The 16,699-nt window shown below is 72.1% G+C and carries 13 protein-coding genes; 7 read left to right on the forward strand and 6 right to left on the reverse strand.

Annotation, left to right across the window (positions count from 1 at the left end; genetic code table 11):
- Positions 1–29: 29 nt before the first annotated feature.
- Positions 30–2,114: a YhgE/Pip domain-containing protein gene (locus tag AB0I54_RS18410; protein ID WP_363297035.1), complete on the reverse strand. Its 2,085-nt coding sequence runs from the start codon at positions 2,112–2,114 to the stop codon at positions 30–32.
- A complete protein-coding gene (locus tag AB0I54_RS18415; protein ID WP_363297036.1) occupies positions 2,086–2,916 on the reverse strand; it encodes an ATP-binding cassette domain-containing protein in 831 nt (276 codons plus the stop codon). Before AB0I54_RS18415 ends, AB0I54_RS18410 begins: the two co-directional genes overlap by 29 nt.
- Before the next feature lie 208 nt (positions 2,917–3,124).
- Here AB0I54_RS18415 and AB0I54_RS18420 point away from each other — a divergent pair, with 208 nt between their 5' ends.
- The 3 genes from AB0I54_RS18420 (at position 3,125) to AB0I54_RS18430 (ending at position 5,336) form a co-directional block, all read left to right on the forward strand.
- Entirely contained in the window at positions 3,125–3,688 is a 564-nt protein-coding gene (locus tag AB0I54_RS18420) for an SAV_6107 family HEPN domain-containing protein (protein WP_363297037.1), read from the forward strand.
- A gap of 208 nt (positions 3,689–3,896) precedes the next feature.
- A complete protein-coding gene (locus AB0I54_RS18425; RefSeq protein ID WP_363297038.1) occupies positions 3,897–4,667 on the forward strand; it encodes a methyltransferase in 771 nt (256 codons plus the stop codon).
- A 279-nt stretch (positions 4,668–4,946) separates the two neighbouring features.
- Complete coding sequence (locus AB0I54_RS18430) at positions 4,947–5,336, forward strand: DUF3040 domain-containing protein (RefSeq protein WP_363297039.1); 390 nt, start codon at positions 4,947–4,949, stop codon at positions 5,334–5,336.
- Between the two features lie 104 nt (positions 5,337–5,440).
- On the opposite strand, the gene AB0I54_RS18435 is transcribed toward AB0I54_RS18430, so the two are convergent.
- The 4 genes from AB0I54_RS18435 to AB0I54_RS18450 form a co-directional block, all read right to left on the reverse strand.
- Positions 5,441–7,825, reverse strand: a complete 2,385-nt coding sequence (locus AB0I54_RS18435) for a DUF3488 and transglutaminase-like domain-containing protein (RefSeq protein WP_363297040.1) — start codon at positions 7,823–7,825, stop codon at positions 5,441–5,443.
- Complete coding sequence (locus tag AB0I54_RS18440) at positions 7,822–9,186, reverse strand: DUF58 domain-containing protein (protein ID WP_363297041.1); 1,365 nt, start codon at positions 9,184–9,186, stop codon at positions 7,822–7,824. The genes AB0I54_RS18435 and AB0I54_RS18440 overlap by 4 nt, the downstream gene beginning before the upstream one ends.
- Positions 9,186–10,226 carry a MoxR family ATPase gene (locus AB0I54_RS18445; RefSeq protein ID WP_363297042.1) on the reverse strand — a complete coding sequence of 347 codons (1,041 nt, stop codon included), beginning with the start codon at positions 10,224–10,226 and terminating at the stop codon, positions 9,186–9,188. Before AB0I54_RS18445 ends, AB0I54_RS18440 begins: the two co-directional genes overlap by 1 nt.
- Before the next feature lie 250 nt (positions 10,227–10,476).
- Positions 10,477–11,088, reverse strand: a complete 612-nt coding sequence (locus tag AB0I54_RS18450) for a carbonic anhydrase (RefSeq protein ID WP_363297043.1) — start codon at positions 11,086–11,088, stop codon at positions 10,477–10,479.
- Positions 11,089–11,445: 357 nt separating this feature from the next.
- Here AB0I54_RS18450 and rsmH point away from each other — a divergent pair, with 357 nt between their 5' ends.
- Genes rsmH through AB0I54_RS18470 form a run of 4 tightly spaced genes read left to right on the forward strand, consistent with a single transcriptional unit; the run spans position 11,446 to position 16,698 of the window.
- On the forward strand, positions 11,446–12,402 hold the full coding sequence (gene rsmH, locus AB0I54_RS18455) for a 16S rRNA (cytosine(1402)-N(4))-methyltransferase RsmH (protein WP_363297044.1): 957 nt from the start codon (positions 11,446–11,448) through the stop codon (positions 12,400–12,402).
- 42 nt (positions 12,403–12,444) lie between these two features.
- Positions 12,445–13,026 carry a septum formation initiator family protein gene (locus AB0I54_RS18460; protein ID WP_363297045.1) on the forward strand — a complete coding sequence of 194 codons (582 nt, stop codon included), beginning with the start codon at positions 12,445–12,447 and terminating at the stop codon, positions 13,024–13,026.
- A 5-nt stretch (positions 13,027–13,031) separates the two neighbouring features.
- The gene (locus tag AB0I54_RS18465) at positions 13,032–15,002 is read left to right on the forward strand and encodes a penicillin-binding protein 2 (protein WP_363297046.1); all 1,971 of its coding nucleotides are present in this window, start codon (positions 13,032–13,034) and stop codon (positions 15,000–15,002) included.
- Between the two features lie 40 nt (positions 15,003–15,042).
- Positions 15,043–16,698 (forward strand): UDP-N-acetylmuramoyl-L-alanyl-D-glutamate--2,6-diaminopimelate ligase, encoded by a 1,656-nt coding sequence (locus AB0I54_RS18470; protein ID WP_363297047.1) that lies wholly within the window; start codon positions 15,043–15,045, stop codon positions 16,696–16,698.
- Position 16,699: the final 1 nt, after the last annotated feature.

Genomic DNA, 16,699 nt, shown 5'->3' on the forward strand with positions numbered 1-16,699 from the left:
CGTGGAGGCCGAGGTCATACGCGAGGTTGTCACAGGCTCAGCTCCGGGTGCAGCCGGTCCAGGGTCCACACCTGGCTGCGGCGGGCCGACAGGGCGGTCAGCGCCAGGGCACCGGCCGTGAAGGCGATCAGAACGGCGCACGCCTGCCACACCGGGCCCAGGCCGCCGCCGGTGATCAGCCTTCTGAGCGCCGCGACGACATAGCTCATCGGCAGGAAGGGGTGGATCGCGTTGAAGAAGCCCGGACTGGTCTGTACGGGGTACGTGCCGCCCGCCGACGTCAGCTGGAGCATCAGCAGGGCGAGCACGAGGATCCGGCCCGCCGCCCCGAAGCGCGCGTTCAGCCACTGCACGAGCGCCCCGAAGCACGCCGCCACCAGGAACAGGAAGCCCACCGTCCCGGCCGCCCGGGCCATCTGCAGACCGATCGCCCAGTGCAGCACCGCCATCAGCGCCGCCGTCTGCAGCACGCCGACCGCGACCACCGGCAGCCAGCCCGCCAGCGCGATCCGCCAGGCGGCGGAACCGGCCGCCAGGGCACGCCGGTTGAGCGGCTGGATCAGCATGTACGCCACCATCGCGCCCACCCACAGGGACAGCGGGATGAAGTACGGGGCGAACCCGGTGCCGTAGTTGGGCGCCTTGTGCAGGTCCCTGGAGGCGAGCTGGACCGGGTCGGCCATCACCTCGGTGCGCTGGTCGCGGTCCTTCTTGTCGTAGTCGGGGATCCGCCCGGCCCCGTCGTGCAGTCCGCCGGCCAGCTTCCCCGAGCCGTCGACGAGCTTGTACATGCCGCCGTTGAGGTCCTCGGCGCCCGTCTTGAGCTTGCCGACGCCCTCGTCCAGATCGGCGGCGCCGGTCCGGGCCGTGCCCAGCCCGGTGTGCAGCTTCTTGGCGCCCGCGGCGACCTTGCCCGCGCCGTCGTTCAGCTTGTTGATCTTCTTGACGGCGTCGTCGACGTCCTCGGAGAGGTGCGGCGAGCGGTCGGCCAGGGCCTGGGCCTGCTTCTGGAGCGTGCCGAGGTTGGCGCGGAGCGTCTTCAGGTCGCCGTCCTGGTCGGCGATCAGCGTGTTGAGGTCGTCGGCCACCGTGGCCACGTCCGCGGCGGCCTCCTTGGCCTTCTTCAGATCGGGGCAGATCGGGTCGGGCAGCACCGTTGCCTCGCAGTGCGTCCGGTAGACCTCGTCGAGCGCCTCGGAGGCCGCGTGGGCGGTCCTGGCGGCGCCCGGGGCGGCCTTCACCAGGACGTCGAGGTTGTGGCCGACCGCCTTGGCCGAGTCGGCGACCAGCTGTGCCGTGTCACCGATGGTCTTCTCGTTGTCCTTGAGGAACGGGCCGACCTTGTCGTAGACCCCGTTGACGTTGTCCGCGAGCGTCTGCGTGCCCTCGGAGACCTGCTGCGAACCGTCCTCCAGGTCGCCGGCGCCCGTGTTGAGCTTCTTCAGGCCCTTGGACAGCTTGCCGCTGCCGCTCTTGGCGTCCGTCAGCCCGTCCGCCAGGTCCTTGGAGCCCTTCTCCGCCTTCCCGATGCCGCCCTTGAGCCTGTCGGCGCCGTTCGCGGCCTTCACGGTCTGCCCGTGGATGTCGGAGAAGGAGATGAAGATCCGGTCCAGGAAGGACCGGGAGGTCTTGGTGGACGCGGCCGTGCGCACCTCGCTGAAGACCGTCCGGGATATCTGCCCGACGATGTAGTTGTTCGCGTCGTTCGTACGCACCTGGAGGGCGCCCGTCTCCGGGGAGTCGCCCGAGCTGGAGGCGACGCGCCGGCTGAAGTCGGCCGGCATGGTCAGCGACAGGTAGTACGTGCCGTTCTCGACGCCCTTGCGTGCCTCGGCCGCGTCGACCTCGTGCCACTCGAAGGTCTTGCTGTCCCGCAGCCCGCCGACGATGTCGTCGCCCGCCGTGATCCTCTTCCCGCCGGCGGTCGCCCCCTTGTCGTCGTTGACGAGGGCCACGGGGATGCGGTCCAGACGGCCGTACGGGTCCCAGAAGGACCACAGGTACAGGGCGCCGTACAGCAGCGGCAGGACCAGGAGCGCGACCAGGGCGGCACGCGGCAGCTTCCCCCGGCCGAAGCGCCTCAGCTCAAGCGCGGCCAGCCTCGGCGAGCGCATCGCCGTCCTCCTTCGCCAGGTCGTCGATCGTGGTGTCGGTGTCGGTGTCGGTGCCGCTGCCGGTGCTGGCCTCGGTCTCGGTCTCGGTCTCGGTCTTTGTTTCCTTCGTGGTCCCGGTCGAGATGACCACGGCGTCGTCCGGGGCCTGGCTGCACACCGCGACGACCGTCGTCCCGGCTTCGGCGAGGGACCTCAGGAGGGCCCAGACCTCGGCCCGTTCGGCGTCCGAGAGCTTCAGGTCGACGTCGTCCACCCCGAGCAGCCGGGGCCTGCCGATGAGCGCGAGGGCGACGGACAGGCGCAGCGCCTCCAGCCGCTCCAGATCGCGTACGGCGGTGCGGGAACCCTTGGGCAGGGCCTCCCGGTCGAGCCCGGCGGCACCCAGCGCGGCGTCGATCCTCAGCCTCGCCTCCAGCGTCCGCTCCCGGTGCGGCCGCATCAGCCCGCGCAGCGAATCCCCGAACCGCCGCTGCAGCAGCGCCCGTTCACGCAGGTGCTCGCCGACGGTCAGGGCCGGTTCGAGGTCGGTGACACCGGCGACGTTGGCCACCGCGCTGAGGCGGCGCACCACCGCGAGCTGCTTGGGCAGATGGGCCGGGCCCACGGCCGCGGTTCCCGTGGTGGCCTTCATCCGGCCGGTGAGCGCGAGCAGCAGACACGTCCGGCCGGAGCCGGACGGTCCCTCGACGGCGATCAGCGAGCCGGGCTCCGCGTCGACGGAGACCCCCTGGAACGCCCAGCCCCGGGGGCCCTTGAGGCCGAAGTCCCGGGCGGCGACGGCGAGTCCTGGCGGACTGCTCACAGCTCCCCCATCCCTGGGGCCCGGGGACGTTCCCCGCGTCCCCGATCGTTCCCCATTTGAACTGACTGGTCAGTGCAAAAACTAGCCCGAACTTTCGATCGAAGCAAAACCCCAGGTCAGAACGGATTGTCAGTGGCATACCTCACGATGGGCACATACGGCATCACCGGACAGGTCGTGCCGTCACCCAGACGACAGGAGGTTCGTCATGGCCAACTCGTCCGCAGCCGCCGCACGTCGGCGCAGCGCCACCGGCCCTGCCCCCTCACTGACCGGCCCGGCGAGCGATGTGCACCCCGTGCTCCGCCGGACCACGGCCCCGCCCGCTGCCCTCGACCTGCTCGCCCAGGCCCGCGCCGGACTCGACGAGGCCGCCGTCCTCGAAACACCGAACGAGCGCTATGCGACGGCCCATCTCGCCGCCCTGCGCACGGCCGCCGCCGTCCTCGCCGCGCGAGGCCGCCCGGAGCCCTCCACCAGGCGCCGCCCCCGCATCAGGAGCGCCTGGGAAGTGCTCCCCGAGATCGCGCCCGAGCTCACCGAGTGGAGCGCGCTGTTCGCCTCCGGCGCCCGGCGCCGCGCCCGGGCCGAGGCCGGCATCCAGGGCGCGGCCACCCAGCGGGACGCCGACGACCTCATACGGGACGTGGCGATGTTCGTCCGCCTCGTCGAGCGGATGCTGGTGCTCCAGCCGGTCCTGCCACAGCCACGCCAGGACACGGACGGGCCGGACCGCCCCCTCGCCCGCGGAGAGCTCCCGGACGCGGGCTGACCACCCGCCGCGGAGCGGGCCGAGGGCGACCGGTGTCCGCCGTGCGAGACGGACGCGGCGGGACACCATCGCGGTGAGCTGGTACGGCACCGGAGGCAATAGGGTGGAGAGCGCCTGCAGCCTTCCCTCCTCCGGTACCCCGGGCCGGGGAGGCACCCCGTTCGCGCCGCCGGGCAACAGGCGGTGCCGTGCCGAGGAGTCAACTGCCGTGTCGGATCCGATGCGCCCCCGTTCCTCCCTCCGTACCGCCGTGGTCTGGGAGGTCCTCCAGGACGCCCTGGACCGCCGCGTCAAGGCCACGGGCCGGGACTCGCTGGACGTGCTGGACACCGGCGGCGGCAGCGGCAACTTCGCCGTGCCCCTGGCGCGCCTCGGCCACCGCGTCACCGTCGTCGACCCCAGCCCGAACGCGCTGTTCGCGCTGGAGCGCCGGACCGCCGAGGCCGGGGTCGCCGACCGGGTCCGGGGCGTGCAGGGCGACGCCCACGGGCTCTTCGACGTGGTCGAGCGCGGCGGCTACGACGTGGTGCTGTGCCACGGCGTCCTGGAGTACGTGGACGACCCGGCCGAGGGCGTCCGCAACACGGTGGCCGCCCTGCGCTCCGAGGGCGTCCTCAGCCTCCTCGCGGCCGGCCTCGGCGGCGCCGTGCTCGCCCGCGCCCTCGCGGGCCACTTCACGGAGGCCAAGCAGGCGCTGGAGGACCCGGCCGGCCGCTGGGGCACCGGCGACCCGATGCCGCGGCGCTTCACCGCCGAGCAGCTCACCGAACTGGTCGAGGCCGCGGGCCTGCGGGTGGCCGCCGTGCACGGCGTACGGGTCTTCGCCGACCTGGTACCCGGCGTCCTCGTGGACACCGAGCCCGGGGCCCTGGACGCCCTGCTGAAGCTGGAGGCCGCGGCGGCCGAGCTGCCCGCGTTCCACTCCGTCGCCACCCAGCTGCACGTCCTGGGCGAGACGAGCGGTGCGACCGGGGCCTGAGCCGCCCCCCCCGAGTCACGCTGCTGATCAGCGCCGCGGGCGCACATGGAGTACGCCACAGGCCCCCCGATCGAGCGGTTTGCGCCGTATGATCGAGGGAGACCGCCCGGCATGACGGGTCGGCCGCCGGGGAATGGAAGCCTCAGCGAGCCGGGCCGGCCATGGCGGGATTCCGGTTGGCCAATTGGCGTAGAGGGGCGGGTTTCACGGGGGCGATTCCCTGCCTATCCTGAAGGGACCCCCGGGTCGCCCCGGCGACTGCACGATGAGGAGGACTCCGTGCCGCTCTCGGAGCACGAGCAGCGCATGCTCGAGCAGATGGAGCGAGCGCTGTACGCCGAAGATCCCAAGTTCGCGACAGCGCTTGAGGGAAGCGGGCTGCGCACGTACACCCGGCGACGGGTCTACCAGGCGGTGGCGGGCTTCCTCGTAGGTATCGCGCTCCTCATGGCCGGAATGGTCGCACAGCAGATCTGGGTCAGCGTGGTGGGCTTCCTCGTCATGCTGGGCTGTGCGGTACTCGCCGTAACGGGGTGGCGCAAGGCTCCCAAGCCGGGCGAACAGCCCGCCGGCACCCCGCATGCCCGCCGTCAGGGACGGCCGAAGCGTTCCATGATGGACCGCATCGAACAGCGCTGGCAGCGCCGCCGGGACGAACAAGGCCACTAGTACCGCGCCTGCTTCGCCGGAAGATCCGAGCGAGACGCCCTGAGGGGTGACCACCCACCGGTGGTCACCCCTCAGTTCTGTCCTCGGCGCCCGCTGGTCCGTCCTCAGCCCCGCTGGCCCGACGGCCTGCGCAGGGTGGGCCGGGCCGCCGCCGTGCGGGCCCTGAGCGACGCCCACCGGGCCGAGACCGCCCACAGCACCCGCACACTGGACCGTGGGGCGAACCGCGCGCGCAGTTGCGTACCGCGGCCGACCGTGCCCTTCAGCCCGCCGACGGCCCGGCGCACGTCCTCGGCGAGCCCCGCCGTCGCGCGCGGCCGCGGCGCGTAGAGGACCTGCTCCACGGCGTCGGCCACCCGGTGCACCGCGGCCCCGGCCACCGGGTCCAGATGCCCGAGCCGGACGATCCGGGCGGCCGCCTTGCGCGGGGTCTGCGAGTCGTCCGGCATGATGCCGAAGTCCCATGCGGTGTCGGTCAGTTCCTGCCAGGCCGCCAGCGCGTGGGCCGCCGCGCCCTCGTCGGTACGGGCATGCCCGCCCAGCCGCACGGCCCGCAGCCGCATCCGCCACAGCATCGGCGCCAGCGGGATCGTCACGACGGCCAGCCCGCCGAGCGCCCACAGCGCGTACTCCCACCACCGGGGACCGTTGTCGTCCGTGTGCGGCACGGCCGCCGCGGACGGGCTGGAGCACGCGTCCTGCTTGCGCTGCTGGGCCGTGCAGCTCTCGCTCGGCGAGGCCTCCGTCGAGGGCACCGCGCTCGCCGCCTGGGACGGGCGCACCTGGTCCGGCAGGGAGCTGCCGGGCGTGTCCGTCTGGGTGTACGAGGGGGTCGTACCGCGGGTCGGGGTCGGCTCGAAGCGGGTCCAGCCCACGCCCTCGAAGTACAGCTCGGGCCAGGCGTGCGCGTCCTTCAGACCGACCGACACCGAGCCGTCCGCCTGCGGGGAACCGGGCGCGAAGCCCACCGCGACCCGGGCCGGGATGCCCAGCGTGCGGGCCATCGCGGCCATCGCGAAGGAGAAGTGGACACAGAAGCCCTGCTTCTTCTGCAGGAAGGCGGCGATCGCGTTGCGGCCCCTGCCGACCTCCACCTGGGTGTCGTACTGGAAGCCGCCCGTGACGGCGAAGTAGTCCTGGAGCTTGACCGCCTGGTCGTAGTGGCTCGTCGCGCCGTCGGTGACCTCCCTGGCGGTCTTGGCCACGACCGACGGGAGCGAGGAGGGCACCTTGGTGTAGTCGCGCTTCAGCGCCGCCGACGGCTCCGGCGCGGTGGCCAGCTGCTCCGCGGAGGGCTGTACGTCCAGGCTGGTCACCCGGTAGGTCGCGCCGCGGGTGTTCTGGCCGTGGTCGCCGACGAGCGTCATGCCCACGGGTTCGTAGCGCCAGCTGCCGCCGACCTTCACGCTGCTCGGCGGGTAGGGCATCGGCAGCCAGTCCTGGGCGTACCAGTCCGCCGCCGAGATGGTGGTCGTGACCGTCGTGCGCTTGATCCCCTGGCCCAGGCCGATCGGCGTGGGGAACCGGTCCGGTACGCCGACGATGTGCCGCTGGGACGGCTTCCAGGTGACGCCGTCGAAGTCGTCCAGGGAGACGATGCGCAGATACAGGTCGGAGATGTCGTTGGTGTCGGTCTTCACGGACAGGACCTGGCGGTCCTGGTTCACGTTCAGACTGTCGCGCAGCGACACCAGGGGGTTGACCGCGGAGATCGTGCCGCCGTTCCCGTTGCCCGCGCCCACGCCGGTTCCGGTGCCGTCCAGGAGGCCGCCCTGCATCGCGGGCAGGGCGAGCGGCACGAACAGGGCGACGCCGAGCGCGACCGCGCCGATACGGCGGCCGGTGCGGACCGGCGCCACCGCGTTGCCCGCGGGCTCGCCCGGGGCGCGCGGCGCGCCGCCGAAGACGCGGCCCCACTGGGAGAGCCGGTCCCGGCCCTCGGCCAGGAGCAGCATCAGATAGCCGGCCGCCGCGACCAGGAACCACAGCCAGTCGGCGCCGCCGTCGGACAACCCCGCGGCCACCGAGTAGAGCGCGAGCAGGGGCAGCCCGGCCGGGGCCGCGCTGCGGAAGGTCACCGCGAGGGTGTCCACGATCAGCCCGATCACCAGGACGCCGCCGACGAGCATCAGCCGGATGCCGTCGGACAGCGGTGCCGGGATCGCGTACTGGTTGACGTCCTCCGAGCCCTGCTGGAACAGATCGGCGAAGTGCCGGATCGCGTCCGGACCGGGGATCAGCCCGGCGATCGCGTGCTCCCGGGCGAACATCAGGGTCAGCAGCATCAGCGTGGTGAGCGCCTGTGCCGCCACGGTCAGCGGCCGGGCCAGCGGCACCCGGCGGGTCGCCGCGCCCACCCCCGTCTGCATCGCCACCAGGAAGACCGCCTGCAGCAGCCACGTGGGCTTGTCCACCAGCGGCAGCAGCGCACACGCCGCCATCAACGTCGCCGCGGCGGCACAGATGGCCAGCCGTGCCCGCCCACTCATGACAGTGCCTCTCCGCCGGACACCGCGGCGACGCCCGTGCGTTCGCGGTCCGCCTGGCGCCACAGTTCGCTCAGTGAGGCGCCCCGGGGGACGCTCACGGCGGTCCAGCCCGACTCCCGCAGCAGGCGCAGCCGCTCCCCTTGCTGCGCCGTAGGGGCGGGCACATCGATCGGCTCGCGCATCCACGCGTCGCTGTCCAGCAGGAACGCGACCGCGCCGCCGCTGCGCTGGCGCATCTTGGACACCACCGCGGCCTGTTCGTCGTCGAGGTCGCCCAGGAAGGCGACCAGCAGTCCTTCGTTGCCGCCGCGCAGCACGTCGTAGGCCCGGGAGAGCCCCGAGCCGTCCGAGTGGTCGATCACGGCGAGGGTGTCCATCATCAGCCCGGCGGCGTCCGCGGTCTCCTGGCTGGCGCCCGCGAACCCGTCGGTGCCCTCGCCGGGCACGGCGCTGCCGGTGTCGGTCAACAGCCGCACCGAGAAGCCGCGTTCGAGCATGTGGACCAGGACCGACGCGGTGCCCGACACCGCCCACTCGAAGGGCGAGTCCGGACCCGCGCCCGCGAAGGCGATGCCGCGCGTGTCGAGCAGCACCGTGCAGCGGGAGCGCTGCGGCTGCTCCTCCCTGCGCACCATCAACTCGCCGTAGCGGGCGGTGGAACGCCAGTGGACACGGCGCAGGTCGTCGCCGTAGCGGTACCCGCGCGGGATCACGTCGTCCTCGCCCGCCAGGGCCAGTGAGCGCTGCCGCCCGTCGCCGTACCCCTTCGCCTCACCGCTGAACCGGACCGGCGGCAGCGACTCCACGCGCGGGATCACGGTCAGGGTGTCGAACGTCGAGAAGGACCTGGTCAGTTCGCACATCCCGAACGGATCCGTGAGACGCAGCTGGAGCGGGCCGAGCGGATAGCGGCCGCGCAGGTCCGAGCGGACCCGGTAGGACACCTCGCGGCGGCCGCCCGGCTCCACCCGGTCCAGGACGAAGCGGGGCCGGGGACCGAGCACGTACGGCACCCGGTCCTGCAGCATCAGCAGTCCCGTGGGCAGCCGCGAGACGTTGTCCATCCGCAGATGGACCCGGGCCTCGCTGCCGGCCGGCACCCGCGAGGGGGCGAGCCGACGGCTGCCGGCCACCCGGTAACGGGTGCGGTAGAGCATGGTCGCGCAGATCAGGGGCAGGACGGCCAGCAGCAGCCCGACCCGCAGCAGATCGCTCTGCCCGAGGACGTAGGCGCAGATCGCGGCCGCGATGCCCGCGGCCAGGAAGGACCGCCCGCGGGTGGTCAGCCCCGCCAGGGCCGTACGGACGCCGCCCTTCTCGTCGCGCTCGGTCTCCGCCTGCCCGGTTCCCCCGGCCGTCATCACAGCCTCCGCGGAGGCTGCGAGGGATAGGTGGGCGTGCCCCGGACCAGGCCGCCGAAGCCGGACTGCTGCTGGGGCGCCGCGGGCACCGGGGTGTGCTGCAGGATCTCCTGGACGACCTGCTCCGAGGTACGACGGTTGAGCTGGGCCTGGGCCGTCGGCAGCAGCCGGTGTGCCAGGACCGCCACGGCGAGGGCCTGCACATCGTCCGGCAGCGCGTACTCCCGGCCGCTGAGGGCGGCCGACGCCTTCGCCGCGCGCAGCAGGTGCAGCGTCGCGCGCGGTGAGGCGCCGAGTCTCAGATCGGGGTGCGTACGCGTGGCGGCGACCAGGTCCACCGCGTACCGCCGGACCGGTTCGGCGACATGGACGCCCCGCACGGCCTCGATCAGCTTCACGATGTCGTGCGCGTGGGCCACCGGCTGGAGGTCCTCCAGCGGGCTCGCCCCGCCGTGGATGTCGAGCATCTGCAACTCGGCCTCCACACTGGGGTAGCCGACGGAGACCCGGGCCATGAAACGGTCGCGCTGGGCCTCGGGCAGAGGGTAGGTGCCCTCCATCTCGACCGGGTTCTGCGTGGCCACCACCATGAACGGGCTGGGCAGTTCATAGGTCTGCCCGTCGATGGTGACCTGGCGCTCCTCCATGGACTCCAGCAGCGCGGACTGGGTCTTGGGCGAGGCGCGGTTGATCTCGTCGCCGATCACGATCTGCGCGAAGATGGCGCCCGGCTTGAACTCGAAGTCCCGCCGCTGCTGGTCCCAGATGGACACGCCGGTGATGTCCGACGGCAGCAGGTCGGGCGTGAACTGGATACGCCGCACCGAACAGTCGATGGACCGCGCCAGCGCCTTGGCCAGCATGGTCTTGCCCACCCCGGGAACGTCCTCGATCAGAAGATGTCCCTCGGCGAGCAGCACGGTCAGCGAAAGCCGTACGACCTCGGGCTTGCCCTCGATCACTCCCTCCACCGAACTGCGGACCCGCTCCACAGTGGCAGTCAGATCAGTGAGGCTCGCTCGATCGTCATAGGTCGTCACCCGGCCCTCCTCGGCCCGTTCTTACTCCGGGCCGTCGCTCTGCGATGCGGACCGGCCCACCCCGAACACGGACACCACGCGTGAATGGTTCCGCGTGACGCCACACCCCGCATTCTTGCTGCCGTTACCGATTCGTGTCACTCGCCTGTGGACAACTGCCTGCACTATGTCGGTCTTACGGCGCTTTCGACCGGCATTTTCGATGCCGGTGGCGGGACGTTGCGTAGCGGACGGGCCGTCGGCGGGCCGGTCAGGCCGGGTCGACCTCGCGCAGCAGACCCGTCCTGACGTCGAACACGAAGCCGCGCACATCGTCGGTGTGCAGCAGGAACGGCGAGGTGCGCACCCGCTGCATGGACTGCCGTACGTCCTGGTCGACGTCCCGGAAGGACTCCACGGCCCAGGCCGGGCGCTGGCCGACCTCCATCTCCAGTTCGGTGCGGAAGTCCTCGGTGAGGGACTCCAGGCCGCAGCCGGTGTGGTGGATGAGGACGATGCTGCGCGTGCCCAGCTTGCGCTGGCTGATGGTGAGCGAGCGGATCACGTCGTCGGTGACCACGCCGCCCGCGTTGCGGATGGTGTGGCAGTCGCCGAGCTCCAGGCCGAGCGCGGCGTGCAGGTCGAGCCGGGCGTCCATGCAGGCCACGACGGCGACATGGAGGACGGGGTGCGCGTCCATGCCGGGGTCGGAGAAGGCGGCGGAGTAGTGCTGGTTGGCCTCGACCAGGCGATCCGTCACGGTGCCGCCGTGAGTTATGGCGCCTTCGGATCCAGTGGGAACTGCTGCGGAAGTCGTCATACCCATGACGTTACTGGTCACCGCTGGTACGAGCCTGTTGTGAGAGTGGACAAAGAACGTCATCGTGGCTTGTTGTGAGCTAACCCACACGGAGGGCAAACCTGTGCCGGACGGGTGATTGCCGTCGAAATGCGCTCCTGCCCGAGGCGCGGTCCGCGACGCGCAGGCCGGTTGATTGACCGCGAGACAGGGTGGACTAAAGTGACGCGAAGCGGGAGGCGAGACTCTCCCTGCTGGACTGACTTCCCCGGAGATCCCGGCTCCGTCCGGACCGTCTCCCCACGTGCGCGGCGCGTACGTACGGCTCGGCCTCCTCCCGCTCCCGGTCGGCTGACGCTTCCGGCGCCGGCAGGCCTCCCCTTCACGAGCGGGCGGGGACCCGGCGGTGCGTACGGCCCGCGCCGGACCTGAGAGGCCCCCTTGAGCCAGAGTCGACACGTCCCGGTGATGCTCCAGCGGTGCCTGGATCTGCTGGCGCCCGCACTGGAGCGGCCGGGAGCGGTGGTCGTCGACTGCACCCTGGGCCTGGGCGGCCACAGCGAGGCGCTGCTGAGCCGGTTCCCCGAGGCCCGGCTCGTCGCCCTCGACCGGGACAAGGAGGCCCTGCGGTTGTCCGGCGAGCGGCTCGCGCCCTTCGGTGAGCGGGCCACCCTCGTGCACGCCGTGTACGACGAGCTCCCCGACGTACTGAAACGGCTCGGCATCACGCGCGTGCAGGGCGTCCTGTTCGACCTCGGCGTCTCCTCCATGCAACTCGACGAGGCCGACCGCGGCTTCGCCTACGCCCAGGACGCGCCCCTCGACATGCGCATGGACCAGACGACCGGCATCAGCGCGGCCGAGGTCCTCAACACCTACCCGGCGGGCGAGCTGGTGCGGATCCTGCGGGCGTACGGCGAGGAGAAGCAGGCCAAGCGGATCGTCGCCGCGATCGTCCGCGAGCGCGACAAGGAGCCGTTCGACAACAGCGCGCGGCTCGTGGAGCTGATCCGCGATGCCCTGCCGCAGGCCGCCAAGCGGACCGGCGGCAACCCGGCCAAGCGCACCTTCCAGGCGCTGCGGATCGAGGTCAACGGAGAGCTGTCCGTCCTGGAGCGGGCGATCCCGGCCGCGGTCAAGGCGCTCGACGTGGGCGGGCGGATCGCCGTGCTGTCGTACCACTCGCTGGAGGACCGCCTGGTCAAGCAGGTGTTCGCGGCCGGTGCCGCGAACACCGCGCCACCCGGACTACCGGTCGTGCCCGAGCGCTACCAGCCCCGGCTCAAGCTGCTCACGCGCGGTGCCGAACTTCCCACCGAGGAAGAGGTCGCCGAGAACCGCCGGGCGGCTCCGGCGCGGCTGCGCGGGGCCCAGCGCATCAGGGAAGACGTCGTATGAGGGGCGTGAGTGAGTTGGGTACCCGAACTCACCGGAGGGCATGTGAGTAGGAAACCCGAACTGAGGGGGAGGGCCGCCCGGCTCGCACGGCTCTTTCCGGCCGGGCGGGGGCAGGCGGCCCGGACGCCGTTCGTCCTCCTCGTCGTCCTGCTCCTCGCCGGTGGTCTCATCGGGCTCCTGGTGCTGAACTCGGCGCTCAGCGAAGGCTCGTTCCGGCTGGACGACCTCCAGAAACAGACGAAGAACCTCACCGACGAGCAGCAGGCCCTCCAGCGGGACATCGACGCCTACTCCGCCCCCGACGCCCTCCAGCGCCGTGCCCGTGAACTCGGCATGGTGCCCGGCGGCGACCCGGCCTTCCTCGACCCCGACGGCACCGTCAAGGGCGTCCCCGGCCCCGCCGCCCTGCGGCAGTCCGCCACGACCACGACCGCGCCCCTCCCGCCCGAGGCGATCCTCCCGGCCGCCCCCGCCCCCGCCCCCGCGTCCCCGGCCCGGCAGACCACACCGGGCGCCCCGACCCCCACCTCCCCGGTCCCCACCTCACCGGCCCCCGCCTCCGCGGCGCCACCGACGCCCGCCTCCACCCCCCAGCCCGCCACGACCCCGACCCCCGGCAGGTGACGGAAGTGTCCGACAGGGAACCGCCGCGCCGCCGCGTGCCCGGCCCCGCCAAGCCGTCCCGGCCCGGGAACGGTGGCCGTCGGCAACCCGGTCCCGGGCCCGGGGCCCGCCCGGTCCGCCGCCCCCAGCAGGCCCGCCCGGCGGCCGCCCGCCCGTTGCGCCTCGGCAGCCACCGCCCACGCCTGCGCATGGTCAGTCTCGCGCTGACCCTGGTGCTGCTCGCCTTCGTGGTGCGGCTGCTCCAGGTGCAGGCCGTCGACGCGAGCGCGTACGCGGCCAAGGCCGAGCAGAACCGGTATGTCGTCCACACCCTCGCCGCCGAGCGCGGCGGGATCACCGACCGCAACGGCGTGGCCCTGGCGATCAGCGAGGACGCGTACGACATCACGGCCGACCCGACGATGTTCACGCGCAAGCAGCTCGGCATCGACGACGGCCCGGAGCGGGCGGCCGCACTCCTCGCGCCGATCGTCGGGCAGGACCAGGACACACTCGTCCGCAAGCTGCGGCCCGCCAACAAGGACCTGCGCTACGTCAAACTCGCCGGCCGCCGGACCCCGCAGGTCTGGAACCAGATCAAGGACCTGAGGAGCGCGCTCGCCCAGAAGGCGAGCACCGACAAGACCACCGTCAACGTCCTCGCCGGTGTCTTCTCCGACCCCAGCAGCAAGCGCGTGTACCCGAACGGCGACCTCGCCGCCGGGATACTGGGCTGGGTCAATGCCGAGGGCAAGGGCGGCGGCGGCATCGAGCAGCAGCTGAACAAGACGCTGACCGGCACGGACGGCAAGATCCGCTACGCCCAGTCCGGCGGCCGCGAGGTGCCCACCGCGGGCTCCACCGAGACCCCCGCCGTGCCCGGAGCCGACGTCGAGCTCACCATCGACCGCGACATCCAGTGGGCCGCGCAGAACGCCATCGCCGAGCAGGTGAAGAAGTCCAGGGCCGACCGCGGCTATGTCGTCGTACAGGACACCCGTACCGGCGAGATCCTCGCCATGGCCGACTCACCCGGCTTCGACCCGAACGACCTGTCGAAGGCGGATTCCGCCGCGATGGGCAACCCGGCCCTCCAGGACGCCTACGAGCCCGGCTCCACCGCCAAGGTGATGTCGATGTCGGCCGTACTGGAGGAGAACGCCGCCACCCCGCTCACCCATGTCGTCGTCCCCAACCGGCTGCACCGCGGCGACCGCCTCTTCCAGGACGACGTCGACCACGGGACCTGGTACCTCACGCTCAACGGCGTCCTGGCCAAGTCCAGCAACATCGGCACCATCCTGGCCGCCGGCCAGCTCGGAAAGACCCAGCGGGAGGCCAACGACGTCCTCTACTCCTATCTGAAGAAGTTCGGCCTCGGCAGCTACACCGGACTCGGCTTCCCCGGTGAGACCAAGGGCATCCTCGCGCCCGCGGACAAGTGGTCGACGTCGCAGCAGTACACGATTCCTTTCGGCCAGGGCATGTCCCTCAACGCCATGCAGGCGGCCTCCGTCTACTCGACGATCGCCAACGGCGGCGTCCGTATCGAACCCACCCTGGTGCGCGGCACCGAGGGCGCCGACGGCCGCTTCACCCCCGCCGCCAAGCCCGAGAAGACCCGGGTGATCAGCGACAAGACGGCGAAGACCGTCGCCCAGATGCTGGAGTCCGTCGTGGACGACCGGGAGGGCACCGGCACCAAGGCGCGCATCCCCGGCTACCGCGTCGCGGGCAAGACGGGTACGGCCAACCGCGTGGATCCGGCCACCGGCAAGTACCGCGGCTACACCTCTTCATTCGCCGGATTCGCACCCGCGGACAACCCCCGGATCACCGTCTACTGCGCCATCCAGAACGCCACCGCCGGCAGCTACTTCGGCGGCCAGATCTGCGGCCCCATCTACAAGCAGGTGATGGAGTTCGCCCTGAAGACCCTCCAGATCCCGCCGACCGGGGCCAAGGCCGCGAACCTGCCGGTCACCTACAAGCCCTGACCTGCACCGGTACCTCGCACAGACCACCAGGAACGAGCTCGTGAGAACGATCACCCAGGATCCCGGGAACCACGGCCCCTCCGGCCCCTCGCTTCGCTCCACGGCGGGTGCGCCCGGTACGCTCACCGCCGTGCCACACGCTGATCAGTCCCAAACCACCCAGAAGGGCGCTTCCGTGACCTACCCGGGGCCGCCACGACCGGTTCAGGTCTCCGCCACACCCCTCGCGGAGCTCGCCGATCAGCTGGGTGCCGCCACTTCGCACCCTGCCGCCGAGGTCACGGGCATCACCCACGACTCGCGCGCCGTCCGCCCCGGCGACCTGTACGCCGCCCTCCCGGGTGCCCGGCTGCACGGCGCCGACTTCGTCACCCAGGCCGCGGGCCTGGGCGCGGTCGCCGTGCTGACCGACCCGACGGGCGCCGAGCGCGCCGCCGCGACCGGCCTGCCGGTCCTGGTGGTCGACGACCCGCGCGCGCGGATGGGCGAGCTGGCGGCCACGATCTACGGCCGTCCCGGCCGTGATCTGCTCCAGATCGGCATCACCGGCACCTCCGGCAAGACCACCACCGCCTATCTCGTCGAGGGCGGCCTCAGGACGGTGAAGTCCACCGGTCTGGTCGGCACGGTCGAGATGCGCATCGGCGACGAGCGCATCAAGTCCGAGCGCACCACCCCCGAGGCCACCGACCTCCAGGCCCTGTTCGCCGTCATGCGCGAGCGCGGCGTCGAGGCGGTCGCCATGGAGGTCTCCAGCCACGCCCTGGTCCTCGGCCGGGTCGACGGCTGCGTCTTCGACATCGCCGTCTTCACCAACCTCAGCCCGGAACACATGGAGTTCCACTCCGACATGGAGGACTACTACCGGGCCAAGGCACAGCTGTTCACGCCGCAGCGCAGCAAACGCGGGGTGGTCAACCTCGACGACGAATACGGCCGCCGGCTCGCCGAGGAGGCCTCCGTCCCGGTGGTCACCTTCTCCGCCGAGGGACACCCCGACGCCGACTGGCGTGCCGAGGACGTCCGGATCGGCCCGATGGACTCGACGTTCACCGTCGTCGGCCCCCGGGGCGAGCGGATCACCGCGAAGTCGCCGCTGCCGGGCCCGTTCAACGTGGCGAACACCCTCGCCGCCGTGGTCGCCCTCGCCGCCGCGGGCCTCGACCCGCAGACCGCCGCCGACGGCGTCGCCGCCGTACCGGGCGTGCCGGGCCGCCTGGAGCGGGTGGACGCCGGACAGCCGTACCTCGCGGTCGTCGACTACGCCCACAAGACCGACGCGGTCGAATCGGTGCTCAAGGCGCTGCGCAAGGTCACCAAGGGCAGGCTGCACGTCGTCCTCGGCTGCGGCGGTGACCGCGACCGGACCAAGCGCTCCCCGATGGGCGCCGCCGCGGCGCGGCTCGCCGACACGGCCGTACTGACCTCCGACAACCCCCGTTCAGAGGATCCCCTGGCGATCCTCGCCACCATGCTCCAGGGCGCGGCGTCCGTACCCGTGCACGAGCGCGGTGAGGTGCTCCTCTTCGAGGACCGGGCCGCCGCGATCGCCGCCGCGGTGGGCCGTGCCGCGCCCGGCGACACGGTGCTGGTCGCGGGCAAGGGGCACGAGCAGGGCCAGGACATCGCCGGAGTGGTCCGTCCCTTCGACGACCGCCAGGTGCTCCGCGAAGCTATCCAGAAGACCCAGGGATGAA

This window comes from Streptomyces sp. NPDC050625, assembly GCF_040654755.1.
Lineage (GTDB): Bacteria > Actinomycetota > Actinomycetes > Streptomycetales > Streptomycetaceae > Streptomyces.